Annotated in this window: 22 protein-coding genes; 8 read left to right on the forward strand and 14 right to left on the reverse strand. The window is 59.3% G+C overall.

The window, feature by feature from the left end; translation table 11 throughout:
- Window positions 1-136: 136 nt before the first annotated feature.
- The 4 genes from AC1Q67_RS04000 to AC1Q67_RS04015 all read right to left on the reverse strand — a co-directional run bounded on the left by AC1Q67_RS04000 (window position 137) and on the right by AC1Q67_RS04015 (window position 4797).
- Entirely contained in the window at window positions 137-1081 is a 945-nt protein-coding gene (locus AC1Q67_RS04000) for a hypothetical protein (RefSeq protein WP_492235119.1), read from the reverse strand.
- Window positions 1082-1140: 59 nt separating this feature from the next.
- Complete coding sequence (locus AC1Q67_RS04005; protein ID WP_492235118.1) at window positions 1141-1860, reverse strand: acylneuraminate cytidylyltransferase family protein; 720 nt, start codon at window positions 1858-1860, stop codon at window positions 1141-1143.
- Between the two features lie 14 nt (window positions 1861-1874).
- Window positions 1875-3281: a glutamate-1-semialdehyde 2,1-aminomutase gene (locus tag AC1Q67_RS04010; protein ID WP_492235117.1), complete on the reverse strand. Its 1407-nt coding sequence runs from the start codon at window positions 3279-3281 to the stop codon at window positions 1875-1877.
- 196 nt (window positions 3282-3477) lie between these two features.
- Complete coding sequence (locus tag AC1Q67_RS04015; RefSeq protein WP_492235116.1) at window positions 3478-4797, reverse strand: NAD(P)-binding protein; 1320 nt, start codon at window positions 4795-4797, stop codon at window positions 3478-3480.
- A 71-nt stretch (window positions 4798-4868) separates the two neighbouring features.
- Here AC1Q67_RS04015 and AC1Q67_RS04020 point away from each other — a divergent pair, with 71 nt between their 5' ends.
- Together AC1Q67_RS04020 and AC1Q67_RS04025 are read left to right on the forward strand one after the other, a co-directional pair.
- Entirely contained in the window at window positions 4869-5594 is a 726-nt protein-coding gene (locus tag AC1Q67_RS04020; RefSeq protein ID WP_492235115.1) for a class I SAM-dependent methyltransferase, read from the forward strand.
- 66 nt (window positions 5595-5660) lie between these two features.
- On the forward strand, window positions 5661-6497 hold the full coding sequence (locus AC1Q67_RS04025; RefSeq protein WP_492235114.1) for a class I SAM-dependent methyltransferase: 837 nt from the start codon (window positions 5661-5663) through the stop codon (window positions 6495-6497).
- Here AC1Q67_RS04025 and AC1Q67_RS04030 read toward each other — a convergent pair.
- From AC1Q67_RS04030 to AC1Q67_RS04045, 4 genes are all read right to left on the reverse strand, one after another.
- Window positions 6494-8236 carry an ABC transporter ATP-binding protein gene (locus AC1Q67_RS04030; protein ID WP_492235113.1) on the reverse strand — a complete coding sequence of 581 codons (1743 nt, stop codon included), beginning with the start codon at window positions 8234-8236 and terminating at the stop codon, window positions 6494-6496. The genes AC1Q67_RS04025 and AC1Q67_RS04030 overlap by 4 nt on opposite strands.
- Before the next feature lie 53 nt (window positions 8237-8289).
- Entirely contained in the window at window positions 8290-8808 is a 519-nt protein-coding gene (gene nusG, locus AC1Q67_RS04035) for a transcription termination/antitermination protein NusG (protein WP_024574748.1), read from the reverse strand.
- Window positions 8805-9467, reverse strand: coding sequence for a winged helix-turn-helix transcriptional regulator (locus AC1Q67_RS04040; protein ID WP_492235112.1), 663 nt, complete (start codon window positions 9465-9467; stop codon window positions 8805-8807). The genes nusG and AC1Q67_RS04040 overlap by 4 nt, the downstream gene beginning before the upstream one ends.
- Window positions 9468-9837: 370 nt before the next feature.
- Window positions 9838-10608 (reverse strand): acyltransferase family protein, encoded by a 771-nt coding sequence (locus tag AC1Q67_RS04045; protein ID WP_492235111.1) that lies wholly within the window; start codon window positions 10606-10608, stop codon window positions 9838-9840.
- 177 nt (window positions 10609-10785) lie between these two features.
- On the opposite strand from AC1Q67_RS04045, the gene AC1Q67_RS04050 reads away from it, so the two are divergent.
- Complete coding sequence (locus AC1Q67_RS04050) at window positions 10786-11907, forward strand: glycosyltransferase family 4 protein (protein WP_492235110.1); 1122 nt, start codon at window positions 10786-10788, stop codon at window positions 11905-11907.
- 6 nt (window positions 11908-11913) lie between these two features.
- Here AC1Q67_RS04050 and AC1Q67_RS04055 read toward each other — a convergent pair whose 3' ends face one another.
- Window positions 11914-12264, reverse strand: a complete 351-nt coding sequence (locus AC1Q67_RS04055) for a hypothetical protein (protein ID WP_244432759.1) — start codon at window positions 12262-12264, stop codon at window positions 11914-11916.
- A gap of 256 nt (window positions 12265-12520) precedes the next feature.
- Between AC1Q67_RS04055 and AC1Q67_RS04060 the strand changes: the two genes are divergently transcribed.
- Window positions 12521-13369 (forward strand): class I SAM-dependent methyltransferase, encoded by an 849-nt coding sequence (locus AC1Q67_RS04060; protein ID WP_492235109.1) that lies wholly within the window; start codon window positions 12521-12523, stop codon window positions 13367-13369.
- An 18-nt stretch (window positions 13370-13387) separates the two neighbouring features.
- Window positions 13388-14401: an MraY family glycosyltransferase gene (locus AC1Q67_RS04065; RefSeq protein WP_492235108.1), complete on the forward strand. Its 1014-nt coding sequence runs from the start codon at window positions 13388-13390 to the stop codon at window positions 14399-14401.
- 1 nt (window position 14402) lies between these two features.
- Here AC1Q67_RS04065 and AC1Q67_RS04070 read toward each other — a convergent pair whose 3' ends face one another.
- The 4 genes from AC1Q67_RS04070 to rfaD all read right to left on the reverse strand — a co-directional run bounded on the left by AC1Q67_RS04070 (window position 14403) and on the right by rfaD (window position 20245).
- Window positions 14403-16328, reverse strand: a complete 1926-nt coding sequence (locus tag AC1Q67_RS04070; RefSeq protein WP_492235107.1) for an SDR family NAD(P)-dependent oxidoreductase — start codon at window positions 16326-16328, stop codon at window positions 14403-14405.
- A 2-nt stretch (window positions 16329-16330) separates the two neighbouring features.
- Complete coding sequence (locus AC1Q67_RS04075; protein ID WP_492235106.1) at window positions 16331-17605, reverse strand: O-antigen ligase family protein; 1275 nt, start codon at window positions 17603-17605, stop codon at window positions 16331-16333.
- Window positions 17602-19074 (reverse strand): D-glycero-beta-D-manno-heptose-7-phosphate kinase, encoded by a 1473-nt coding sequence (gene rfaE1, locus AC1Q67_RS04080; protein ID WP_492235104.1) that lies wholly within the window; start codon window positions 19072-19074, stop codon window positions 17602-17604. Before rfaE1 ends, AC1Q67_RS04075 begins: the two co-directional genes overlap by 4 nt.
- A gap of 190 nt (window positions 19075-19264) precedes the next feature.
- Window positions 19265-20245: an ADP-glyceromanno-heptose 6-epimerase gene (rfaD, locus tag AC1Q67_RS04085; protein WP_492235103.1), complete on the reverse strand. Its 981-nt coding sequence runs from the start codon at window positions 20243-20245 to the stop codon at window positions 19265-19267.
- Window positions 20246-20448: 203 nt separating this feature from the next.
- On the opposite strand from rfaD, the gene waaF reads away from it, so the two are divergent.
- The 3 genes from waaF (at window position 20449) to AC1Q67_RS04100 (ending at window position 22709) form a co-directional block, all read left to right on the forward strand.
- Complete coding sequence (gene waaF / locus AC1Q67_RS04090; protein ID WP_492235102.1) at window positions 20449-21510, forward strand: lipopolysaccharide heptosyltransferase II; 1062 nt, start codon at window positions 20449-20451, stop codon at window positions 21508-21510.
- A gap of 78 nt (window positions 21511-21588) precedes the next feature.
- Complete coding sequence (locus AC1Q67_RS04095) at window positions 21589-22182, forward strand: D-sedoheptulose 7-phosphate isomerase (protein WP_492235101.1); 594 nt, start codon at window positions 21589-21591, stop codon at window positions 22180-22182.
- The gene (locus AC1Q67_RS04100) at window positions 22179-22709 is read left to right on the forward strand and encodes an HAD family hydrolase (protein ID WP_492235099.1); all 531 of its coding nucleotides are present in this window, start codon (window positions 22179-22181) and stop codon (window positions 22707-22709) included. The genes AC1Q67_RS04095 and AC1Q67_RS04100 overlap by 4 nt, the downstream gene beginning before the upstream one ends.
- On the opposite strand, the gene waaC is transcribed toward AC1Q67_RS04100, so the two are convergent.
- On the reverse strand, window positions 22706-23656 hold the full coding sequence (gene waaC, locus AC1Q67_RS04105) for a lipopolysaccharide heptosyltransferase I (RefSeq protein ID WP_492235098.1): 951 nt from the start codon (window positions 23654-23656) through the stop codon (window positions 22706-22708). The two genes, AC1Q67_RS04100 and waaC, sit on opposite strands and share 4 nt — an antisense overlap.
- Window positions 23657-23698: the final 42 nt, after the last annotated feature.

Below are 23698 nucleotides of genomic sequence, written 5' to 3' on the forward strand. Positions count from 1 at the left end.
GTCTTACGTTCACGAAATGAACAGCATCTTGTAGCAGACAGTTTTGCCGCCGCCAAGGCCAGGAATCGGGGGAATCGCTGGCCCCGCGCGTCTTCGTTAAGAGCAACAGCCCGCAGCCATGCCTACAGCCCCTATCTCACTCGCCGCGGCCCGCGGATTTAACCCGCCAGCGCCAGTCGAGGTTCGAATCCATGCGGGTTACAAAGCCTCGCTTGAAAAAACCGATGTTGAATTGCTTGGCGTCGGTCATGCCGAACTGATGAATGGGCCCGAGCTCCATGTCCTTCATCCCGCGAAGATGAGCACGCTCCATCCCATGCCATATGATGTAGTGCGCAAGGGGGTCTTCGCTGTCCCGATCGTAGATCGCGGTCATATAGAGTGACGTTACGGCACCATCGATGAAAAGTGCCGCGGCCGTGAGCTTGCCCGCTATCTCCCCGACAATGACTTCGCCACGCCCGTTCTTGACACTCTCTGCCATCGCATTCCACGACTCGATCGGCCGGGTCACACGACCGGCAACATGCGCATGGAAGTGGCGAAACCGGTCGAAGGCCTCCTGGGAGAAGTTGTCCGCATTCACATAGCCGATCGCGAAGTTCTTCCGTCCCCAGTTGATCAGCTGCTGAAAGCTCTTGCGCAGGGATTTCTTCCAGACAGCCGGTCCCGCCTGGATATCGACCATGCCGATCAACGTGACATCGGCCTTCGCGCCACGCGAAAGACAGGCTTCTCCCACCGGCGAAAGGACCGGCGTCGCCGGCTCGCTAATGACGACTTCCTGCACATTCGCGGCGACCACAACCTCATCAATGTGAGCGAAGGCATGTTTCATGGCCGCCTTCAGGACTTCAGCGTCGAGATTGCTTTCCACGAAGATTCGCGCCGGAATACCGTGCATGCCGAGAATACCGTCGACTACGGAGCACAGCACCACAACTCGCGGCTCGTCCCGCCACTCCACGGCAAATGAATAGTCGCGATGATTGTCGCCATGAACGGCCGGATAGTAAGCACGACCGAAAGCACCCGGCTGCGGGTGCGCCTCAATGGCAGCAAAGCGCGGATCCGCCAGCACTGCGGCAAACCCCGCAGCGTCCTTGTCGCTTGCGATGATCTTGAAATTTCTGTCCATCGCTATCGCAGGTCCAGAGCGTCAGCCATTTTCAGTTTCTCGAACAGAAACTCCACGATCGAAAAATCGAATTGACTGTCGATCTCGCGCGACCGCTCCGCCGGCATCTCGAACAATCGCGTGTCATCGTAGAACACCGAAGGATTTGCAACGAGCGCATCGCGCTTCCAGACATAGATCGAAGCATTCATGTCATAGCAGACAGGAACATCCTGCCGCCGGAAGACGGGGCGCGATGGCGTTTTCGAAACACGCACCGTTCCATCGACTTGCAACTCAACAAGATCGAAATAAGGAGAACGATAGGCAGCATTCCCTGTGATGACGCTGCTTGATCCGCTGCTTTCAAGAAGAGCAACCGCACCGGAAATGTCTTCCGGTAACCGCAACGGCGCGGTCGCGTCGAGATCGACCAGGATATCGTAGCGCTTGTTGTTCTGCCGCTCGGTTTCCAGTAACGCGTGAAGGATCGCTGGAACCTTGGGCGCTTCGTCGGTCGCCATATCGACCGGCCTGTTCACCACGCCGTCGGCACCTGCGCGCAATGCCGCAGACTGAATGTCCTCGGAGTCGCTTGAAACCACTATGCGATCGAACAATCCGGTCGCCTTTGCCTGCAAAACGCTCCACGCGATCAACGGCCGCCCGCCCAGCAGTTTCAGATTCTTGTTGGGGACGCCCTTTGAGCCACCCCGCGCACAGATGGTTGCCAATCGCTTCATGTTGTCCCGGTGATCTAGCTGCCGCCAGCCTGACTGACGATCTCGTGTTCGCAAGGGTCGTCCGCGCACACCCGGTCACAACTGACATACTTGCGGAACACCGGGCGTATCGCGTCACCGACAAGATGCTGATCCAGCCCGTGCTCCAAAGCGTGCGCATAGACCGCGAACGCCTGATCGAACGCTTCAACGATGGTATCGACGTCGGCATCGCTATGCGAGAAGCATGGCAGAAACACGCCCTGGAACAATACGCCGCGCCCGATCATCTCCTGCAGCAGCAAAGTGCGGAATGCGAGCGAGACCTGTCCGTCCGCATCCTTGCAGCCGAAAAATATCCGCCAGGATGCCGGGTGCAATTCGATAGCACCGCCAACCTTGTGCTTCTCGACAGCACGGCGGACCCCCGCTTCAACGCGCGCAACGATATGTTTGTGATGACCGAGTACATCCTTGGTGCTGTATTCACGAATGACAGCACGGGCCGCAGCCAGCGAATGCGCCTCACCGCCGTGAGTGGACGACAGAAGAAATACGCGAGGCCGGGATGTCTGCTTGATACCGCCAAGGTCCATGATCTCGGCCCTGCCCGTAAGCGCGCAGAACGAAAATCCATTGCCACTTGCCTTGCCCCATGTCGCCAGATCAGGCGTCAACCCGAGGCGGACATATGAGCCCGGCAAGCCAGCGCGGAAACCTGTGATCATCTCATCGACGATGAAAACGGCCCCGCCGCGCTTGGCGATCACCTCGATTGCACGGACTGCATCCGGTGACCACGGAATCATTTCCTCCGGTTCGGTGATCACGCAGGCGATCTGTCCCGGATATTTCGCAAAGAGCGCGGTCAACGTATCGGGATCTGTCGAATCGTAAGTGACCGAGAAACGTCGCACCCCGTCCGGGATTCCCGAGTGGATCGAAGTTGAGCCAATGAACCAATCGTCGAAACTGAAAAATGGATGATTCTTTGGAAACGCCACCAGTTCGCGGCCAGTGTAAGCGCGAGCCAACTTGACCGCTGCTGTCGTTACATTGGATCCGTTCTTCGCAAATTTGATCCGATCCATCCCTGGAGTGAGCGCGAGGAACTCTTCTGCAAGATCGAGCTCGAGTGCCGCTGGGCGCTGAAAACCTGCGCCGAGCTCAAGCTGCTCGCGCACTGCGGCCAGCACGGGCTCGTAAGCGTGGCCAAGGCTGACGGCCCCGAGACCGAGGGTGCAGTCGATGTATTCGTTCTCATCGAGATCCCAGACCCGCGCACCCTTGCCACGGGCGATCGCGGCGGGCGCGAGCGCTGGAAACTGATCATCGCCTCGTGAATAGGTGTGGGCGCCGCCGACAATGACCTGATGCACGCGCTCGCGGTATCGGTCCGACAACGCAAAATTGGTGACCGTACGTGGCGGCAGGTTACTCATGACCGTTTCCCAGAGAGGCCTGAAAGCGCGGAAACGGCTAGAGCCGATCCCGGCACGACGCAAGCCCACTCGGCGACCGAATGGTCATTTTCGAGTGTGCGAGCGAAGATGCCCGTAACAACAGCCACTTACCCTTAGTATGTTCACGTCATGAACGTCAAGGGCTTTCCACGCCTCGCTTGCGGAGAAACCATGATTAAACAGCCGCTTCGTCGGCGATGGCTTGATAGACCTGCTTGAACACCGACGGGACGATACGGTTGATGTTATCGGCCTCAAGGCCGATGTAAGGATAGGTAACGTTGGTCGTGCTCAGAAGCCGGGCCTGAAAATCCGCCACCATCTGCCGCGGATCATAACTCGAGATGAAGCCCTTCACCGCGCCAAAGTATGCGTATTCTACGGGTTCGCTGTCTGCAGGGATCAGTCCCCTGTCCCGAACATACCGCAGGCAATCGGCTCTCCAGGTATCCTCCTTGATGTCCAGGTCGCCGACCGGATATGCGAATTCTATCTGAAGAAGGTTGTTCCTCTTTCCGGCAATCGCTCCCGGAAAGGAAATGCGATTGATCGGGACGTCCTTCTCACCGACCAAAATCTCATGAAATCGGAACGGAAGTTCGTTCTCGAACGCAAAACTGCCAAGGCAAAGCATTTGCGGGTGAGCGACAGGAAACTGCATCCCGAGCAACCGCCCCATGATCACCAGCGGCGCACACCAAAAGTATAGGCTGGCGGAGTAAGAAGTCCCATCGATGACAACGTTTGAAACACGCTGATCTTTTTTATCAATCACGATGTCGATCGACGCGAACCCCTTCACGACCGTTACGTGGGAATGATCAATGTGGTCGTATATCCCGCCGATGAATGCACCAAATCCGCCTTCGTCCGGATACATCACTTGATGCTCGCCCTGATTGCGCACCTTCTGGTGAAATTTAACCCATTCCGGCCCATCGACCACCTTGGGTGAGGTCTGGGGGAAAAACCAGGGATAGACCGAATCCATCAAATCAGATTCCGGCTTACCCTTTTTCTTCTGCCAGGCCAGGGACGGATATGACGGCAGGATTTCGTCAAACGCGACACGTGTCAGAAAAGGACCGTAGATCTTTTCGATGGCATCACGCGTTGGTGGGCCGTTCAGGGTATCGTGAAATTCCGATGCGCTGATCTTGTCGGCTATATCCTTCGGCCATTCCGAAACAGGAGCGTTATAGGGCAGCGTATGTCCCTGCAACGCGATGCCCCTGCGCAGCGACAACAGGTGGAATTTTCCCTTCAGCATCCGCGCAAAATAACGCGTCGTGAAAGGCGAACGGTTGTAATCGATGGTGTGGTAGCCGAAATCGAAAGTGTCACCTCGCGCGTTACGGAACGAGCCGTTGGTGCCACCGAGGTTTGCTTCCTTTTCCGCAAGCAGAACTCGATAGCCGGCCTGACTCAGTATCTGCGTGGCAATGAGACCCGATATTCCACCACCGACAACGATGGCATCAAATTTCTCAAACATGACTTAACCTCTAATATCAGCTATCTTTGACTATCAGCCACGCTCCGTCCAGTCAGGAATGATGCTCCAAAATGCAGCCTGCTCCCTTAAGTGAAGCCGCCAAAACGTTCCACGACGGAACGTACAAGAAACTAGGCTTTTCCGCGCAGCGCCTTTACCCAAATGAGGAATTGCTGCGCTTCATGGGCAGCTACTATTTTCCATTGCCACCGAGCGAACGAAAGACGCTCCGGTTTCTCGAGGTGGGTTGCGGCTCGGGCGCAAATCTCTGGATGATTGCGCGAGAAGGCTTCGACGCCCATGGCCTGGATCTATCGGAGGAAGGTCTCCGGCTTTGCGAGCAAGTCCTGTCCCGATGGCAGGTGGAGGCGACACTCAAACAAGGCAGCATGATCGCGACGGGATATCCGGACAATCATTTCGATGCCGTTGTCGATGTCTTCTCGGGTTACTGCTTCGACGACAAGGATTTCAATACATATCTCGACGAAGTCACTCGTATCCTGAAGCCTTCCGGCCGGTTCTTTGCCTATACGCCATCGAAAAATAACGACAGCTTTCGCGATCCCGGCCCATCACGCATGATCGATGAGAGCACACTCGACGGTCTTCACAGAACCACCTCGCCCTTTTTCGGCCAGTACTACCCCTTTCATTTTACAGAGCCGGAAGAGTATGAAGCCCTGCTCTCCGCTCGGGGGTTTTCTGTTCTGCGCAACGAACGTATCGGTCGGACCTATCGCTCGCGTGAGGAATACTTCGAATTCACCAGCATTCATGCGCAGCTTGGCGCCTGAGAACGCATCACATCTTGCGCTTCGGGGCTGATTGGGCAAAAGAAAGCTCAACAAGGAACCTTTTGCGTGTCGAACGAAGCTCTCAAGAAACTGGATAGTCATTTCGCTTTCGGCGAAAACTGGGCATCCTATGCGAAACTGATCGGAGAGCCGCAAATCGAGCAGGCCAAGGAAGGACTGCTGAAACTCATTCCGGCGGACGATTTCAAGGGGCGCTCCTTTCTCGATATCGGCTGCGGGTCCGGTCTTCATGCCTTGGCAGCAATGCGGCTCGGCGTGGCTCGCGTCGTCGGTGTCGACATCGATCCCAACAGTGCCGCCACGGCAAGACACGTCCTGTCCGAACGTGGGCAGGACACGCCCTGGCAAATCGAGAATGTCAGCGTCTTCGATCTCACTCCCCAACAATTCGGGGTATTCGATATCGTCTATTCCTGGGGCGTGCTGCATCACACCGGCGATATGTGGCAAGCGCTGGACAAGGCAGCCGCGCTCGTCGCTCCGGGCGGCCTCCTCGCAGTCGCGTTCTATCGCGAAACGCTTTTAGACCCGTTCTGGAAGCTCGAGAAACGTCTTTACACGAGTGCTCCGCCGTTCATCCAGAATGCAATCAAGAGCGGATATATCGGCGCGTTCCGCCTTGCACGAGCCATGACCCGGCAGGGACCGTTTGCGGATTACATCGCAAACTACACCTCACGGCGCGGCATGGATTTCGATCACGACGTTCATGACTGGCTCGGCGGCTATCCATATGAATCAGCGCTTGCCCCGGAGGTGGATCGTCATCTTGCGGCCCTCGGCTTCAAGGCAGAGCGCGTCTTTGCCCGGCCAAAGTCGAGCGGAATATTCGGTTCAGGTTGCGATGAGTATGTATACCGGTCTCAGAGGACGGGATCTTAGTCAGCGGCCAGCTGAACAAGCGGTGTTTCAATCCGCTCTGCCCGGCCGTTGCCGAGATTGATGACGAAATCAGCTTCGCGCACCAAAGCCGGCCGATGCGAGATCGCAACAATCGTAATCCGGCCTTTCAGCTGTATCAGCGCCCTGGTTACGATTTCCTCGGTTTCCGCGTCCAGCGAGCTTGTCGCCTCGTCAAGCACGAGAAGGCGCGGCGATCCCAGCAAGGCGCGCGCGAGTGCTATGCGCTGACGCTCACCGCCAGACAGCCTGCTGCCATGGTCGCCGACAATCGTTCCGAGTCCATTCGGAAGATTGCGGACGAAGTCCGCGGCAGCGGCTTCCAGCGCCGCGTGAATTTCGTCGTCGGTTGTTTGCGGTCTGATCCAGCGCAGATTGTCCCCGATGCTGGAATTGAACAGCATCGGATCCTGTCCGAGATAGCCGATGCCTTTCCGCCACGCCGAGCTCGGCAAAGTGTCCAGCGCATGTCCATCAACGCGTATCACACCCGATGTCGGCCGCCGCAGACCGAGAATGCAGTCCATCAACGTTGTTTTCCCTGCCCCGGTGTGACCGGTAAACGCAACAAATGCGCCGGCTGGAATTTCGACGTTCACGCCCGTCAGCAACGCCCGCTCGCCGAGCGTCACCGACACACCGTCCAGCGCGATGGAAGCAGGCACGACCTCCGGTGGCCATCCATCCGGCTTCCCAACGGAGGCCGCCTCGCGTTTCGATTCTGCTTCACGAAGCAACGCCGATGCTATTCCAAACGCTGGAATGTGAAAATCGACGATCTGAAGATTCTGGCGCAGTCCCGTGATCTTGGGAAAAAGCCGTACAAAAATGGCGACAATCACCAGAATAGCGCCGACATCAACAGACAGGAATTTGGGGCCAAGAAAAAGAAGCCCAACAACAAGCAGCCCGCCGCTGTACTCGAAGATCGCGCGCACAATTTGACTGTCGAATGCGTTCCCGAACGACAGAATTTCGAGCCGGTTGACAGAACCGGCGAAGCGATCGAATGCACGAGCTTCCGTCGCTGTCGCCTTGACGAATTTCGCACCGCCGACGATCTCGCTTGTGTCGACCGTCAGGTCGGCATTGACCTTCGTAAGCTCGGTTCCGAAGTGCGCAGCCCGCACGGTCCACCAGCGTGTCATACCAAACAGCGACGCACCGACCACAACCAGCAGACCAACGACCACCGGCGCGATGAAAAGCGCGATGACGATCTGCACGAAGACAAAGAGCATCGCAGCGATGACGAGATTGACCTGCGAGAAAACCAGACCGATCCGCCACGGTTCGTTGGTAACGGCAGCAACCAGATCACCAGTCCGGCGCGAAACAAAGAAGTCATAGTCGGCGGCAAGAAATGCCGAAAACATCCGGCGCTGCCAGGATGCCACGTAGCGCGCCTGCAGCCGCGAAGCGACATAAGATTGAATGATAAAAGTCACCGCGCTGACGGCGATCAAAACGACGATCAATCCAGCGATGGTTCCAGCCGTCGGCGACAAGCCGAACCAACCCATTCCTTCATCAAGTATTTTGCTGATGCGATCCGGCCTGGAGGCACTTTCCCCGCCTATGCTCGCGAGCAACGGCAACAGTGCGGCAACAGTCGCTCCTTCGAGAAGCGCATTGGCGAAAGTCAGCAGCGCGAGCAGCGGCAGCTTCCAGCGCAAGGTCGCCCACGCATCCTTTATGAAATCGTATGACGTAGAAGTCACGATGCTTTCCGATTATTGCGGTTGCGACGGCACCGGGCGCGGGCACGATGCCATCACGCCGGTTCAATCAGTTGCGCATCCGTCACGACACGAACTTTACGGCCGAGCATTTCAAGTAAAATCTCAACCCGCTCGTTGTCCGTCCGGGCCTGAAATATTCCGCGGCAGGAATCGAACGCACCGCGCAAGATACGAACAGCGTCACCAGCCTTGAAACGCACAGCCGGAGACATCATCGACATGAAACCGTCCGCCTGCTCGTGCTCCTTGAGACCTTCAACGACATCCGTCGCGATCCGCGCAGGCGTCCCCTCATGTCCGACCAGGCGCTTGACTCCGACTGTCGAATTGATCGCGCGCCAGCGCTGGGTTTCCATATCTATCCGGACAAAGATGTAGCTTGGAAACAGCGGAGCTTTGACGACATTCACGCGTCGCGCATGCCTTACCGTCCTGAGATAACGCGGCACGTAAACCTCGAAACCTTGCTGGACAAGGTTGGCGCTGGCCTTCGCTTCCGACTGGATTTGAGTCTGGGCGACATACCACGCGGAATTCGAGGATATTGTCATGATGCGGAGCGCTCCCTCGCCTTCCGCGGCCGCGAATCGACAAGTTCCGGAATCAGAACAGCGTCCGCACCGAATTTCTCGCGCGCGTTTCCGACCAGAGCATCGATTGCCGGTGATGACACCAGCGCAGTGACGAGCGCGCCATCCACGCGCTCGTCGATCGCGTCAAGGTCGGCAACCACCGGCAGGCCGACGAAGCGATCCAGCTTGTCTGATGGATCGACCGTGCAGACCAGAACAATGCCGCTCTCTATCGCGCATATCGCTGCGATTTCCGCGAGGTCCGAAACGCCGATCAGAACAAGCCGCTTGAGGTGACGCTCCTTCGCCATCTCAAGTGCCTTCACGCAATCCGCCTTTGCCTTTCGGAAAAATCCAAACGACGACGACAGATATTCGACCGTGAGACGAGATTTTTCGGCGAAACCTTGCGGCGTGAGGTAATAGGCATAACGGCGCGCGGGCGCTTGGCTGGCTTTGACCAAGCCCTTCTTGATGCAGCGATTGAGATACGCATTCACGAGGCCGAGCGCGATCCCGAGCTCGGCTGCAAAATGCCGCTGCGAGCGCGCACCGTCCTGCTCCACGGAATTCAGGAGACCGAGAATGATCCGGTCGCTGTCTTCCTCGCGCTCGCTTTCGGAAAACGCTCGCTCCATTACTTCACTCCTGCAACCGTCTCCTTATCGTGTTCACCCGATGAACGTCAAGTTTAGCGACCTCATCGCAGATTAAATGACTGATAATAATCATTAATTATCGACGCTTGGGCCACGCCCCGTCCAAAGCCCGTACGCGGCCTGAAGCCTCGATCGGAAGGCTGAGGAGTAAATCAGGGCACCGCGCGGGCGGGTCGGCGTATCCACAGGTGTTCGTGCCTCTTGCCGAAAGCAACCATGGGGACTTCCACCAGACGATATGAGACGTAGGCGATGGCGGTGGTGAGAGCGATCACCAGCATGACAACCATCAAATTGAACGGCAGAACATCGGACGGGGGGAACAACGACAGAAAAACGTAACCTGCCGTCATGTGATAAAGATAGTGGCTGTACGAGATGCGGCCGAAGAAACCCAGTAGTCATCGAAAACAAGAAGGCTTGCGGCAACGACCAGGCTCACGCCGGCAACCTGCAGCATGGCCAAACGGCTCCAGCCTGCAGTCTCAGCTTGCCTGACCTGAATGCCCACGTAGAAGGCCGGGAAGAACATCAACAGCAGGCTTGCGTGCCCGCGCACGAACCAGACCGCAGCATCCGCGCAAATCAGCGCGGCCAGGACAAGAAGAATGCCGCGTCCCCGCAGAAGAAAATATTGCAGTACCAGAAACAGGTAGAACTTCACTTCGATCAGCAGCGTCCAGTAAACGCCGCTCAAAGACTCCTTGTGAAAGATATCCTGCACCATGAAGAAATTGCCGAGCACGACATCGAGCGGGAAAAATTTCGTACCCGCCAGAAAGCTGAAAACCGCGATCAATAAGACATTGACCCAATAGGCCGGAAAAATCTTGAACAGCCTCCGGGAAATGAAGGTAATCGCGTCTTGTCTCTCGATGTTTCGGAAAACCAGATAGCCGCTCAGGAGAAAAAACAGTATTACGCCGCCGCGCCCAAGCGAGCTTACGTGATAGGACGCTTCGCCTAGCGCTATCCGGGCGGGAATGAAATGACCAAAGATGACCATCAATATGGCGATGCCGCGCAATGCGTCGAGCGACGGAATTCGGCCAGCATCCTGCTTTAACGCGGGCGCTGGCGCTGAGCCCGGTACAAGCGACGGGTATGTTTCTGAAGACATGCAGCGTCACCCAACCGACAATCTGACGAAATGCATCGCGCCTGGAATGAGCCCGACATCATGGCTTTAGATGTTATCCCGCATGAAAGCCATATTTCACAATCCGTGAAAACGATATAGTTTCCGGATGTTTCGTACCCCGTGCCCCCTCCAATGACGGCATCGTCTTCATCGTCCATGAAATTGCTCTACGTCGTCACCGAGGACAAGGCCTTCCTGTCCCACCGGCTTCCGATGGCCCGCGCCGCTCGCGATGCGGGTTTTGACGTTCACGTGGCGGCTTCTGTCGGATCGAATGCCGATGCGATCCGTTCCGAGGGCTTTACGATACACTCCATGCCGCTGCGACGCGGCGGCCTGTCGCCGTTCGGCGCGATCTCGACCATCATGGCGCTGCGCCAGATCAAGCGCGATCTTTCCCCCGCGATCGTGCACCATGTGGGCATGCAAATTTGCGTGCTGGGAGGGATCTCGTCACTGGGAATGACGACGCCACAGATCAACGCGATGACCGGGCTCGGTTACGCGTTTACGTCGACAACCGCGAAGGCGCTTTTTCTCCGGATCGTTATCGCGATCGCGCTCCGCTTCTTTCTCAATCGGGATCACGCGGTCTTTCTCGTACAAAATCCGGATGACCGCGCCGCCCTTGAGACAATTGGCATTGCTCCCCGCCGCCTTGCTCGCATCCCGGGCTCGGGTGTGGACACAGACAAGTTGATGCCGATGCCCGAGCCCGACGGCCTCATCACCGTGGGGTTTGCCGGGCGGCTGCTCACTGCCAAAGGCATTCGCGCGCTGGTTGCGGCGCACCGGATCCTGCGGACCCGGGGTGAGGATATCCGGCTCCTGATCGCCGGCACTCCGGATCCCGCCAATCCTGATTCAGTAACGCTTGAAGAGGCGCAGCAATGGGGCCGTGAGCCGGGCATCACATGGCTGGGGCAGGTCAACGATATTGCTTCGCTATGGCGCGACTCTCATATCGCAGCCCTCCCGTCTCATCGCGAGGGACTGCCCAAGAGCCTGCTCGAGGCAGCCGCCTGCGGCCGGCCCATGATTGCGACCGATGCCCCCGGCTGCCGGGAAATCGTGAAACATCAAGAAACGGGCCTGCTGGTGCCGATTGAGGACCCACAGGCGCTGGCCAGCGCAATAAGTGAACTGGCGGGCTCGCAAGAGTTGAGAGCCCGCTTTGGAGCAGCGGCCCGGCAACTCGTCGTCGACAAGATGTCGGCTCAGGCCATCGGCGCGGCGACTGTTGCCCTCTATGAAGAGCAGTTGCAGCGCATTCGATAGCCTTAGCTACCGTTGCTCCAGCGGTACAAAATTGCGCACCTCGCACTTGTCATTGATGACCGCAGGCCGCCAGTTGGCAACGGTTTCGCCCTTCAGAAAGAACGTGAAGTAACGCTGTTCGTTGCCAAAGTTAGCGCGTGAGCAAACCGTCCATTTTTCGGGCCCCGACTGCGCTTCATTCGGCCCGACGTTGGAAATCTCCGAAGGACCGACCTGCTTCATCGATTGTGTAATGCGCTGGATCTCTCTGAAGATGACCTGCTGTTGCCGGGAGTCCGGCTGGGGGTCCGCCTGAACGGAGTCCTGCACGTCGAAAAAGAACGTACACCCGCTAAGCAGCGCAGCCGCGAGCAGCATTTGAAGCAACCGAATAGCCACCAAAGCTACTCACTCCCCGACATTCCGGTCGCCTTACTATCGCTTTGACGTGCCGATGAAAAGCGCCGTCAGGGGCTTGAAAAAACGCCCCGCCTGACAGGGAACAGCCCAGCCCATGATTTATGAGAACCGTTGCAGGCCTGAGGACGTTGTCACGTCTTCCGAGTTTGACTAAACACTCCGCAGCCATGCACGCATTACATAAGTCCTCGCACCGGCAACCATATGAGAATTCATGCCTGATCGTCCGCCCAGCAATGTCGACCCCGCGGTTGCCGCCGGATTCGGCCATGAATGGTCGACCTTCCGTCAGGGAGACGATGCATTTTCAGCCGACGACAGGGCAGCCATCTTTGAGTCCTATTTCCATATCTTCCCCTGGGACCGCTTGCCTGCCACCGCGGTCGGCATGGATGTCGGATGCGGCAGCGGCCGGTGGTCCGTCATGGTCGCTCCTCGCGTCGGACACCTCCATCTTCTCGACGCAAGTGCCGATGCGCTGAATGTCGCTCGCGCGAATCTGGCCGCGGCAAAGAACGTAACGTTTCATCATGCCAGCGTTGGGGAACTTCCCCTGCCGGACAGTTCGCTCGACTTCGCTTTCTCGCTGGGCGTGTTGCACCATGTGCCCGACACTCAGGCCGCGATTTGCGAGGTCTCCACGAAACTCAAGCCGGGCGCGCCCTTCCTGATCTATCTCTATTATGCCCTCGACAACCGGCCGGCCTGGTATCGCGCGCTCTGGAAATTCAGCAATCTCTTCCGGGTTGTGATCTCGGCTCTTCCGGAAAAACCGCGACTGTGGATCAGCCAGATCATTGCGGTGATCGTTTACTGGCCGCTCGCCCGCCTTGCTGCTCTTGTCGAGCGGCTCGGATTCTCCGCCGCAGCCCTGCCGCTGGAATCCTACAAGCATCGCGCCTTCTATGTCATGAGAACCGACGCCTATGACCGGTTCTGCACGCGCCTTGAACAGCGCTTCACGCGCGCGCAGATCAACGACATGCTGACAGCCGCAGGATTTCAGGACATCCGCTTCTCGGAACGCGTGCCCTACTGGTGTGCCATCGGCATCAAGCGCTGACCGGATGGCCTTCATTTCATGAATCCATTGCTGACCATCGCAACGCCGCTAGCAGCCTGCATCCTCTGCTCAGTACTGATTGTCGTGCTGCACCCTCTGCTGGAGCGCTACGCGCTGGCACGGCCGAATGCGCGCTCGTCGCATAGCGTACCGACGCCGCAAGGCGGCGGCGCAGCGGTGATCATCGCAGTCATCACCGCGGTCACCGTATCGGCATCTGTTTTTGGCGCGGCGAATGTTTCTTCGCTGTTCGCGATCTTCGCTGCGACTATCTTGCTCGCCCTGGTCGGTGCCTACGACGACTTACGGACGATGCCAGTGGGCCCTCGTCTCCTGATGCAGGCGGTTGCCGTCGGCATGGTCCTCGCAACGCTTCCCGCTGAATTCCACCTTGTGCCGACCCTGCCCGTTTGGCTGGAGCGATCCCTGCTGCTGATCGGCGGACTGTGGTTCGTCAATCTCGTCAACTTCATGGACGGTCTCGACTGGATCACCGTCGCGGAGACCGTTCCTGTCACGGCTGCGCTCGCGCTGTTCGGCTTCTACGGCGAACTATCTCCCGGCCCGACCATTGTCGCGCTCGCGCTCTGCGGCGCGATGATCGGTTTCGCGCCGTTCAATAAGCCTGTCGCGAAACTCTTTCTCGGCGATGTCGGCAGCCTGCCGATCGGTTTGCTGATGGGATGGTGCCTGCTTCAGCTTGCCGGACACGGCCACCTGCTCGCCGCGCTCCTGCTGCCGCTGTACTATCTTGCCGACGCGACGATCACGCTCTTTCGGCGCCTGATGAGGGGGGAAGCGGTTTGGATCGCTCACCGGTCTCATTTTTACCAGCAGGCGACAAACAACGGCTTCAGCGTGACGCAGGTCGTCGGCGAGGTCTTTGTCCTGAACATCGTTCTCGCAGCTCTTGCCGCCGTGACGATCTGGCTGAAATCGCCCTATGTTCAGGGAATGACGCTTCTCTTGGGGTTAAGCGCCGTGGCGCTGGTGCTCAGCCGGTTCTCTCGGCAACGAGAACCGCTCGGCTAGATTAAGCGGCCCCGCTCTTGAATTCCGGGATCGCGTCCTTCAACACACCCACAATGATGTTGCGCTGTTCGCTGGCTACGGCTTTTTCCAAAGTCGACAGCCATCTTTGCAGCGTATCGAGCGGCGGCTCATTGGGACGCGCCGCGACGATTCCCGCGATGCCGATTTCAGCGGTTGGCTCTTCATGGGCAAACAGAATCTCGTTCAGGCGCTCACCCGGTCGGACGCCAGTAAATACGATTTCGATGTCGTAGCCCGGCTGGAGACCTGAGAGCCGGATGATCCGTTCGGCGAGATCCACGATCTTCACCGGCTGCCCCATGTTCAGCACGTAAACCGATACGTCGGGCCGCACCGGATCAAGCGCGTGGGTTGCTGCTGTCACCACCAGATCGCACGCCTCGCGAATGGTCATGAAGTAGCGGACCATGTCGGGGTGCGTCACGGTCACCGGCCCGCCGGCTTCGATCTGTGCCTTGAACTTCGGCACCACCGATCCGTTTGAGGCAAGGACGTTGCCGAAGCGAACCGAAATGAGCCGCATCGGCGCCTTGCCGTTTGCCTTATGCATCAGATCCCGGTCGAGCGCCTGACAGTACATTTCGGCGAAACGTTTGGTCAGACCCAGCATCGAGACCGGCTCGATCGCCTTGTCGGTGGAGATCATCACCATCGCTTCGGCGCCGGCGCTTACCGCCGCATCTGCAACGTTGACGGTGCCGAAGATGTTGGTCTTGACGCCCTCGCCCCAATCGCGCTCAAGGATCGGAACGTGCTTCAGCGCTGCCGCATGAAAGACGATGTCCGGCTTGAACTCGGTCATGAGATGCACGATGCGCCCACGGTCGCGAATGTCGGCGATGCGACCTTCGATCACCGCTGTAGGAAATTTGGCAATCAAGCCTTCCATCACCGCGTGAAGCGCGGGCTCTGCATTCTCGACAATGAGCAGCCGCGACGCACCGAACGTGACGACGCGATCGCAGATCTCCGACCCGATGGATCCGCCGCCACCGGTGACGACGACAGACTTCCCCCTCACGAAGCTTTCGAGGCGCTGATAGTCGATCTTCACGCTCGGACGCAGCAGCAGATCCTCAACCGCAACCGGTGCGAGACGTGGCGCCTCGCCACTCCCCTCAAGCGACGGCAGACGGCTGACGGTCAGTCCAAGTTTGCGTGCTCGCGTCAGCACCGATTCCGGGGACGCATCCGCCTCGAACGCCGACGGCATCATGATCAGGCGCTCCAGAGGTCTCTCCCGGCGCGAGAAATCATCGACGATATCCGCGAGATCATCGATCGCGCCAAGCACGGGAATGCCGCGGATCGATTGCCCCCGATCCGAGATGGATGGGGACAACACGCCGACCGGCCATGTCCGCTTCACCGCGCCGCTCTCGATACCGCGCAGCAACACCTCGGCATCGGCGGCGCGCCCGACCAGCAGCGTCGGCGCAGCGTCAAGGCTGCGTGCCTGGTTCAGCGTTCGCGTGTAGCGGAAATAGCGATAGGCAATGCGCAGGGCGCCAAGCGCGAAGTTCTGCAGGAACCAATAGATAATGATCGTCGTCTTGCCGAAAAAGAACGTGCCATAGACGTTCGGCGCGATGAAAATATAGTCCAGCACCAGCAGCATCAGCGCCAGCACCGTTGATGCTTTCACGATGTTGAAGAAGTCCGGCAGCGAGATGAACCGCCACTTGGTCGTCGTCAGCCGGAAAACGTAACAGACCACGATGCTGAAAAGGACGAAGTACGGCAGGATACGAAGCAGCAGCGGCAGGCGCTCTACGAGGCCGCTGCCCTCAAATCTGAGATAAAAGCTCGCAACGACTGCGAAGATCGTTGCCAGCACGTCATGAATGATAATCAGCAGATTTCGCCAGGTGAGGCGCGGGACTCTGATTTGGGACAGTCCGGCCATGACTACGCCTGCCCCGCGTGTGCACCGCGCGTCTGCGCGCGCATGACCATGCCACCCGCAACTCCCACGGCCAGCACGTAGATCCAGCCCTCATGAAAGTCGAAGAGGTGCGAGTTCAGCAGTGAGCTGACAAAATTCTCAACGACAGCAACCAGACCTACCCAGGCTGCAAGTCCTGCACCCGTAAACATCTTCAGGTGCACAAACCACATCGCATACAACACGAAGACGCCTATCAGTCCCCACTGCACCGCCACATTGAGGGTCTGGTTGTGCGGATTGCCGATGATTTGAGCCGACGCGCCGGTTTGCCCCACCGCATCCTGAGTGAAAAGAGTTTTCGTCGAACCCGTTCCGTGGCCGGCAAGCGGCGCCTCCTCGACGAATTTGATCGACTTGCGCCAAAACTCGAGCCGCTCGCCCACAGAGGTCACAGCGTTCGAGTCACGATAATTCTGGTACTCGATACCAATCATGGCCGTTCGTATCCGCAGATATGGCGATGAGCTCCATGCAATCGCGCCGGCGGCAACGACAACAGCCATCAACAACAGAAAGCCGCGGCGGCTGAAGTGCTTCGCAGCAAAAACGACAAACAGCACTGGAATGCAGACGAATACCGTTCGCGAACTCGCCACAAACACCATGTTGGCCAGAAAACCGATGCCCAGAACAATCAGAACAACAGCCCAGATCTTCCCTTGCGCTCTCAGCAAGTAGACCGCGGCCCCGAACGCAGCAAACGCACAGAGCGCGAATTCCTGACTTTGCGCAATGTAGTTCTTGACCGGAACACCAACCGTGCGCATCGGATCGAAAGCCAGCCGGTGATCCATGAACATCAGCCAGGATGCCAGCATGACGGCCGTGCATGACGCGAGGAACGCGAGCGCAACCCAGAGGCCTCGTCCGGATTTCTCAAAGTGACGTATCAGGATCGGAATCGCTATCAGCTTCGCAACCGGGTTGATGCCCTGCAGGCGCGCGGCCCATGGAATGTCCGTCGACCACAACGTGCCGATGACGGCCAGCGCGAAAAGCAGAACCGGGAGAAAACAGGCCGGCCGCCGTAGCGTTTCGGTGAAATCGCGCAATTCGATCGTAGGAATCAACACCAGAAGCCAGACCACGGCAAAGATCGCGACGAGCGACGTCGACCATGGCAGCGAGGCCGCCATGAGGACCACGGCGATATCAGCTGCCTTGGTCCAGGCAGCCGTATTGCGCCAGATCGACGGCGAGACGCTTGTCGCGAGATTTGACGCGTTCGCGCTCATGCCTTGCCTTCTCGCGCGCGTTTGACCAGCGAGGTTGTGCTGTGCCCCGGCAGGATGTCGACAAGCACGATCTCACCGCCGTTGGCAGTGACGATCTCGTGGCCGACCACCTGCTCGCGGGTGTAATCTCCGCCCTTGACCAGCACGCTCGGCTTGATCTGCGTAATCAGTTCCAGCGGCGTGTCCTGTTCGAAGATCACGACCAGATCGACCGCCTCGAGCGCTGCAAGCACTTCGGCGCGTGCCCGCTCATCCTGCACCGGCCGCTCAGCGCCCTTCAGGCGCCGGACCGATGCATCGCTGTTGAGGCCAACAATCAAACGGTCGCATGCTGCGCGCGCCTGCGTCACCACACGCACGTGGCCCGGATGAAGAATATCGAAGCAGCCGTTGGTGAAGCCGACGCGCAATCCCTGCCCGCGCCACTCGGCAAGATGTTCATCGAGGTCCGCCGCGCTTGAAGCGATTTTCTCTTCCGCGGCGAGCGAGGCATGCGGCAGAATCTTCCGCCGCAATTCGGCAAGGGACACTGTTGCCGTGCCCGGTTTACTGACGGCCACCGCAGCCGCGGCAGTGGCGCAGCGCAGCGATGTGTCCCAATCCGTTCCTGCCGCCATCGTCACAGCCAGGACAGCAGCCACCGTATCGCCGGCGCCCGACACGTCGCGAACCTTCGCGGGCTGCGCCGGAACATGAATCAGGCTGCCGTCGCGGTGCGCCAGCGTCATGCCGTCTTCGCTCTGGGTCACCAGCACGGCTTCTGCGTCTGCGGTGCGCAACGCTTCGATAGAGGCATCGGCGATATCGGCATCGGACTGGATACGACGCCGTGTCGCCTCGGCAAATTCCTTACGGTTCGGCGTCAGCAGTGTGGCCCCGCGGTAGATCGCCAAATTCGCGCTCTTCGGATCAACGATCACCGGCTTGCCGAGCTTGCGTGCGGCGTCGATCACATTGCGGATCACCCGCGCGGTCAGCACGCCCTTGGCATAGTCCGAGAGCAGCACGATGTCTGCCCGCGGCAGCGCGCTGACGACCGCATCGATCAGCTTGCGTTCGGTGATTTCCGAAGCGGGTGCCGACAGCTCCCAGTCCGCCCGCAGCATGTGCGTCGAGAAATGCTCCGAGACAAAGCGCACCTTGCGTGTCGTCGGTCGCGCCGGATCGGTCACCAGAACAGGTTCGATCTGTTCTTCCTTGGCCAGTTCAGCCTTCAGCGTTTCGCCCGCGACGTCGTTGCCGATCAGCCCGACGAAAATGCACTTCGCACCGAGCGAGGCGATATTGCGCGCCACGTTGCCCGCACCACCCACGTTGATCTCGCTGCGCCGGGCCGCGATCACCGGCGCCGGCGCTTCCGGGGAGATGCGCGAGACTTCGCCATAGACGAATTCGTCCAGCATCAGGTCGCCGACGCAGAGCACTGTCTGGCGGACTATCGCTTGCGACAGCGCGTCAAAATCGAACATGAGAACGCTCTAGTGTCCCGAATCCGACGTTCGCTTTATTTTGCAGCGCCTTCCGCAGCGAACGTCGGATTCGAAAGGACACTAGATACCTATTAATTGCTAGTGGTCTTTTGGTTCTGGCATTCGCAAAAGAAACCGCTGCAACGGGATGCGAATGCCAGAACCAGACCACTAGATCCCTGTGACACGATCAGCGGTAGCGATCGGGCCGGTCGAGAAAATCCCTGACATAGCTGCCGACGGCGTCTTCCAGAGCCGTGAAGCCGCCATTGTAGCCTGCGCCGCGCAGATGATCGACCTCCGCCTGCGTGAAGTACTGATAACTGCCGCGAATTTGTTCCGGCATGTCGATGTATTCGATGTTCGGCTTGGCCCCGAGCGCGCCATAGGCCGCGAGAATAAGGTCCCGGAAGCTGCGCGCATGGCCGGTCCCGACATTGAAAATGCCGTTCACCGAGGGCGTCGCCAGCAGCCACATGATCACGCGCACCACGTCATCGACATGGATGAAATCCCGCCGCTGGTCGCCGTCCGCGATGCCGTCGCGATGCGACTTGAAGAGTTGCACCACGCGGCCCGACCTGATGTCGTCGAAGCGGCGCGCCAGCACGCTCATCATCGTGCCCTTGTGATATTCGTTCGGGCCGAACACATTGAAGAACTTGAGGCCTGCCCACTGCGGCGGCATCTTCCCGCCCTTGGCCACACGTTCGACCAATGCCGTGTCGAACAGGTGCTTGCTCCAGCCGTACAGATTCATCGGCCGAAGCTTCTTCAGGGCGGCCAGGGAGCCATCATCCAGAAAACCCTGCTCACCATCGCCGTACGTTGCGGCCGAGGACGCATAGATGAACGGGACAGAGTTGGCCGTGCACCAGTCCAGCAGGCGCATCGACAGGCGGAAATTGGTTTCGATGACGAGATCGCCGTCGGTCGCGGTGGTCTCCGAGATCGCGCCCATATGGACGACGGCATCCAGCTTGCGCCCGTTCAGCCATTGCATCAGTTCCGCTGGCGAAACCACGTCGGCAAGCTGGCGCTTGGCGAGATTGCGCCACTTGCCATCAGACCCGAGAAAGTCGCACACGGCCACGTCCGCGCGGCCCGCATCATTGAGGGCAGCGACGATGTTCGATCCGATAAAACCGGCTCCGCCGGTCACCAACAGCATGAAGGAATCCCGCCCTATTAGCGCGGGTCACCTTTGCCTCACTCCTGCCCCCCAGGCAACTCACGTCCATGGGCTTGGTGAAGGCAGAGAATGAGGTAACGCCGGAGAAAACGCATCTGGACGCCGCGCGGGGGACGCGGTAACCGGCTGATCGTCCACAATTCTCCGGACCGGGATCGGTGCGCTCTAAAACCCTTCAATAAATGAATATAAATTCATTTCTAAGCGATATCGGGGTAACGCCCGATCCCTCGGAAACCAGCCCGGTTCTGGTGGTTCCGTATATGTGGATCGGCGACTTCGTGCGCGGGCATACGGTGGTCCGGGTGCTCAAGGAGCGCTGGCCCAATCGGCCGGTGGATCTGCTGGTCACCAGCCTCTGCGCGCCCCTTGTCGACTACATGCCCGGCGTCCGCAAAGGCATCGTCTGGGACCTCCCGCGCGGGCAACTCGCCCTGAAAAAGCAATGGGCGCTGGCGGAGCAGTTCCGCGCCGCCGGTTACGGCACCGCGCTGGTGATGCCACGGACCTGGAAATCCGCCATCGCGCCGACGCTGGCAGGTATCCCCCAACGCACCGGATGGGTCGGAGAGGTCCGCTTCGGCCTGATCAACGACTGGCGCTGGGGCGAGCGCAGCATGCCGCGCTTCATCGACAAGAACGCCGCCCTCGCCCTGCCCGCCGATGCCCCCCTACCAAAAGAATGGCCGGTGCCGCAGCTTGTGGTCCCACCGCGGGAAGTGACCGCCTGGCGACAGGCTAACAATCTCGGACAGACCGCCGCCGTGGCGCTTGCGCCGGGCTCGGTCGGCGCCTCGAAGCGCTGGACCTACTATGCCGAGGCGGCGCGGATGTTCGCCGAGCAGGGCCTCGACGTATGGATCGTCGGAGGCCCCGGCGAAAAAGCCATCGCGACCGAGATCGTGAACTTTGCCGGCCCGCGCGTGCGCGATCTCACCGGCAATGACCTGCGCAACGGCATCATGGCCATGGCCGCCGCAAAAACCGTGATCTCGAATGACTCCGGCCTGATGCACATCGCCGCCGCGATCGGCACCCCGGCCATCGGGATTTTCGGCCCGACCAGCCCCTATCACTGGGCGCCGCTGAACGGCCTCGCGGCGACGATCAAGCGCGCCACCGACCTGCCCTGTCAGCCCTGTCACAAGCCGGTCTGCACCCAGAACGATCATCACTGCATGCGCGACATACCGGCCTCGCAGGTGGTGGAGACCGCGCAGCGCGTGATCGCCGAAGCCCGTTAATCTCGATAACCGGCCGCACTTGCGCCGTTATCGCGCTGTGACTACCACTGACGCCAACTTCAAACGACGCGGTGACATGTGAGCCAGGACCGGATCACGGCCCATTTCCAGAGTTCGCTCGACGGCCTCAGCAAGGCCGTGCAGAGCGCGGACCTGCGCGCGACAACGCACACCATTGCGCGCGCAGTCGCGGATGCGTTGAAAGCCGGCAACAAGCTGCTGCTGATCGGCAACGGCGGCAGCGCAGCAGATGCGCAGCACATCGCCGCGGAGATTGTCGGCCGCTACAAGCAGGAACGGCCCGGCTGGGCGGCAATCGCCTTGACGACAGATACTTCGGCGTTGACGGCCATCGCCAACGACTATGGTTTCGAGCAGGTGTTTGCCCGGCAGGTTCAGGGGCTCGCCCGTCGCGGCGATGTTTTGTTCGCGCTCACGACATCCGGCCGCTCGCCGAACATCATTGCCGCGCTCAAGGTCGCACGCGATCTCGGCGTCACCACCATCGGCTTCACCGGCACCAAGGGCGAAAGCATGCGCGCCTCCTGCGATCATCTGTTCGTTTCGCCCACCGACGATACGCCCGTGATCCAGCAGATCCACATGATGGCGATGCATGCGATCTGCGACGAGGTCGAGCAAGTGCTGATCAGCACGACAAAGACAAAATGACGGCGGGCGGCGCGATATCGAAACCTGCTGCGTTTCTCGACCGTGATGGCGTCATCAATCTTGACGACGCCTATGTCGGCACCCGCGACAGACTCCGGTGGATGCCGGGAGTCACGGACGCGATCAGAAAGCTGAATGACGCGGGTTATTACGTCTTCGTCTTTACTAACCAGTCCGGCGTCGCACGCGGCTTTTTTTCAGAGGACGATGTGCGCACGCTGCACAACTGGATGCGCGGCGAACTTATGCGTGACGGCGCACGGATCGACGATTTTCGCTACTGTCCGCATCATCCCGATGGCGTCGTCCCCCGCTACACGCGCGAGTGCAACTGGCGGAAGCCTCAAGCCGGCATGATCCTCGATCTCATGAAGCACTGGCCGGTCGCCAAGGCCCGCAGCTTCGTCGTTGGCGACAAGCAGCGCGACCTCGATGCGGGCAGTGCCGCAGGTATCAAGGGCTACCTGTACAACGGCGACAACCTGTCGGACTTCATTGACGACGTTCTGGCGAAGCAAACCGCTTAAGGTGTGAGCGGCAATCTCTGCCCGGCTTCAATGACGCGCTCGAACGACGGATAGACGTTTTTCCCGCCCACGACCGTAATCGATCCGTTGCCGACGGGGCCGGTCAAGCCGGGATCGGTCGCGAGGAACACCGCGATCAGCGGAACGCTGTAAGCCGCAGCAAGATGCAGCAATCCGGTATCGACACCGACAACGAGCGCTGCATTCGCGATCACCTTTGCTGTCACATCAAGCGGCTGGCGATCGAGGATGCGGCTACCGGGGATGGCGGCGGCCAGCCGAACGCAGCGCAGGCGTTCCGCCTCGTTGCCCCACGGCAGCACAACATCGATGCCCTGCCCGCGCAGCCACTTGCCAGTGCCGACCCAGTCGACTTCGCGCCACTCCTTCGTGGCACGCGATGTTCCATGCAGCAGCACCGCATAAGGCGCTGCGTTGCCCCTCGGTGGCTTGACCAGCCCGTAGTCTATCGCAGCATCCGGCGAATAACCGAGGCTCAATCCGGTGAGCGCTCTGTTGCGCGTCACCGCATGCTGATCGCGCGCGACGGCGTGCTTGACGTCATAGAACCACGACGCCGCCGGCTCCTTGATGCTCGATGCATCGTAGCCATGGCGCTCGCCCGATGCCGTGCGCGCGATCAATGCAGAGCGGATCAGGCCCTGCGTATCGATCACCTTCTCGGCCTTGACCGCTTTGAGTTTTGCCTTGAACGCGGAAATCTCGCTCCAGGTCTCGCCGCGAAGCAACTGGGAACGCCAGCGCCGTGTGGAGACCGGGATCACTTCGCTCACAGCAGGATGAAGCCGCGCGAGCGGGGCGAATGCCTCCTCAACCACCCATGTCAGTTGCGCATTTGGGTAGCGCCGCCGCGTATCCGTCACCGCCGGCATATGATGCACCACGTCGCCGAGCGACGATGTCTTGATGAACAGAATACCGTGCATCGGCGTGATGGGCCTTGAACTCTTGAATGCGCGTTACGTTTT

Source organism: Afipia sp. GW823-FHT06G09 (assembly GCF_058794875.1).

What these genes read in the sequence shown, in the direction of transcription:
- AC1Q67_RS04060 (WP_492235109.1), top strand. Translation starts at nt 12,521, where the DNA reads ATGCCTGATCGTCCGCCCAGCAATGTCGACCCCGCGGTTGCCGCCGGA.
- AC1Q67_RS04070 (WP_492235107.1), bottom strand. Translation starts at nt 16,328, where the DNA reads ATGGCCGGACTGTCCCAAATCAGAGTCCCGCGCCTCACCTGGCGAAAT.
- waaC (WP_492235098.1), bottom strand. Translation starts at nt 23,656, where the DNA reads ATGCACGGTATTCTGTTCATCAAGACATCGTCGCTCGGCGACGTGGTG.
- AC1Q67_RS04010 (WP_492235117.1), bottom strand. Translation starts at nt 3,281, where the DNA reads ATGAGTAACCTGCCGCCACGTACGGTCACCAATTTTGCGTTGTCGGAC.
- AC1Q67_RS04100 (WP_492235099.1), top strand. Translation starts at nt 22,179, where the DNA reads ATGACGGCGGGCGGCGCGATATCGAAACCTGCTGCGTTTCTCGACCGT.
- AC1Q67_RS04055 (WP_244432759.1), bottom strand. Translation starts at nt 12,264, where the DNA reads ATGCTGCTCGCGGCTGCGCTGCTTAGCGGGTGTACGTTCTTTTTCGAC.
- AC1Q67_RS04015 (WP_492235116.1), bottom strand. Translation starts at nt 4,797, where the DNA reads ATGTTTGAGAAATTTGATGCCATCGTTGTCGGTGGTGGAATATCGGGT.
- AC1Q67_RS04040 (WP_492235112.1), bottom strand. Translation starts at nt 9,467, where the DNA reads ATGGAGCGAGCGTTTTCCGAAAGCGAGCGCGAGGAAGACAGCGACCGG.
- rfaE1 (WP_492235104.1), bottom strand. Translation starts at nt 19,074, where the DNA reads ATGTTCGATTTTGACGCGCTGTCGCAAGCGATAGTCCGCCAGACAGTG.
- rfaD (WP_492235103.1), bottom strand. Translation starts at nt 20,245, where the DNA reads ATGCTGTTGGTGACCGGCGGAGCCGGTTTTATCGGATCGAACATCGTC.
- nusG (WP_024574748.1), bottom strand. Translation starts at nt 8,808, where the DNA reads ATGACAATATCCTCGAATTCCGCGTGGTATGTCGCCCAGACTCAAATC.
- AC1Q67_RS04005 (WP_492235118.1), bottom strand. Translation starts at nt 1,860, where the DNA reads ATGAAGCGATTGGCAACCATCTGTGCGCGGGGTGGCTCAAAGGGCGTC.
- waaF (WP_492235102.1), top strand. Translation starts at nt 20,449, where the DNA reads ATGAATATAAATTCATTTCTAAGCGATATCGGGGTAACGCCCGATCCC.
- AC1Q67_RS04065 (WP_492235108.1), top strand. Translation starts at nt 13,388, where the DNA reads ATGAATCCATTGCTGACCATCGCAACGCCGCTAGCAGCCTGCATCCTC.
- AC1Q67_RS04045 (WP_492235111.1), bottom strand. Translation starts at nt 10,608, where the DNA reads ATGTCTTCAGAAACATACCCGTCGCTTGTACCGGGCTCAGCGCCAGCG.
- AC1Q67_RS04075 (WP_492235106.1), bottom strand. Translation starts at nt 17,605, where the DNA reads ATGAGCGCGAACGCGTCAAATCTCGCGACAAGCGTCTCGCCGTCGATC.
- AC1Q67_RS04050 (WP_492235110.1), top strand. Translation starts at nt 10,786, where the DNA reads ATGAAATTGCTCTACGTCGTCACCGAGGACAAGGCCTTCCTGTCCCAC.
- AC1Q67_RS04020 (WP_492235115.1), top strand. Translation starts at nt 4,869, where the DNA reads ATGCAGCCTGCTCCCTTAAGTGAAGCCGCCAAAACGTTCCACGACGGA.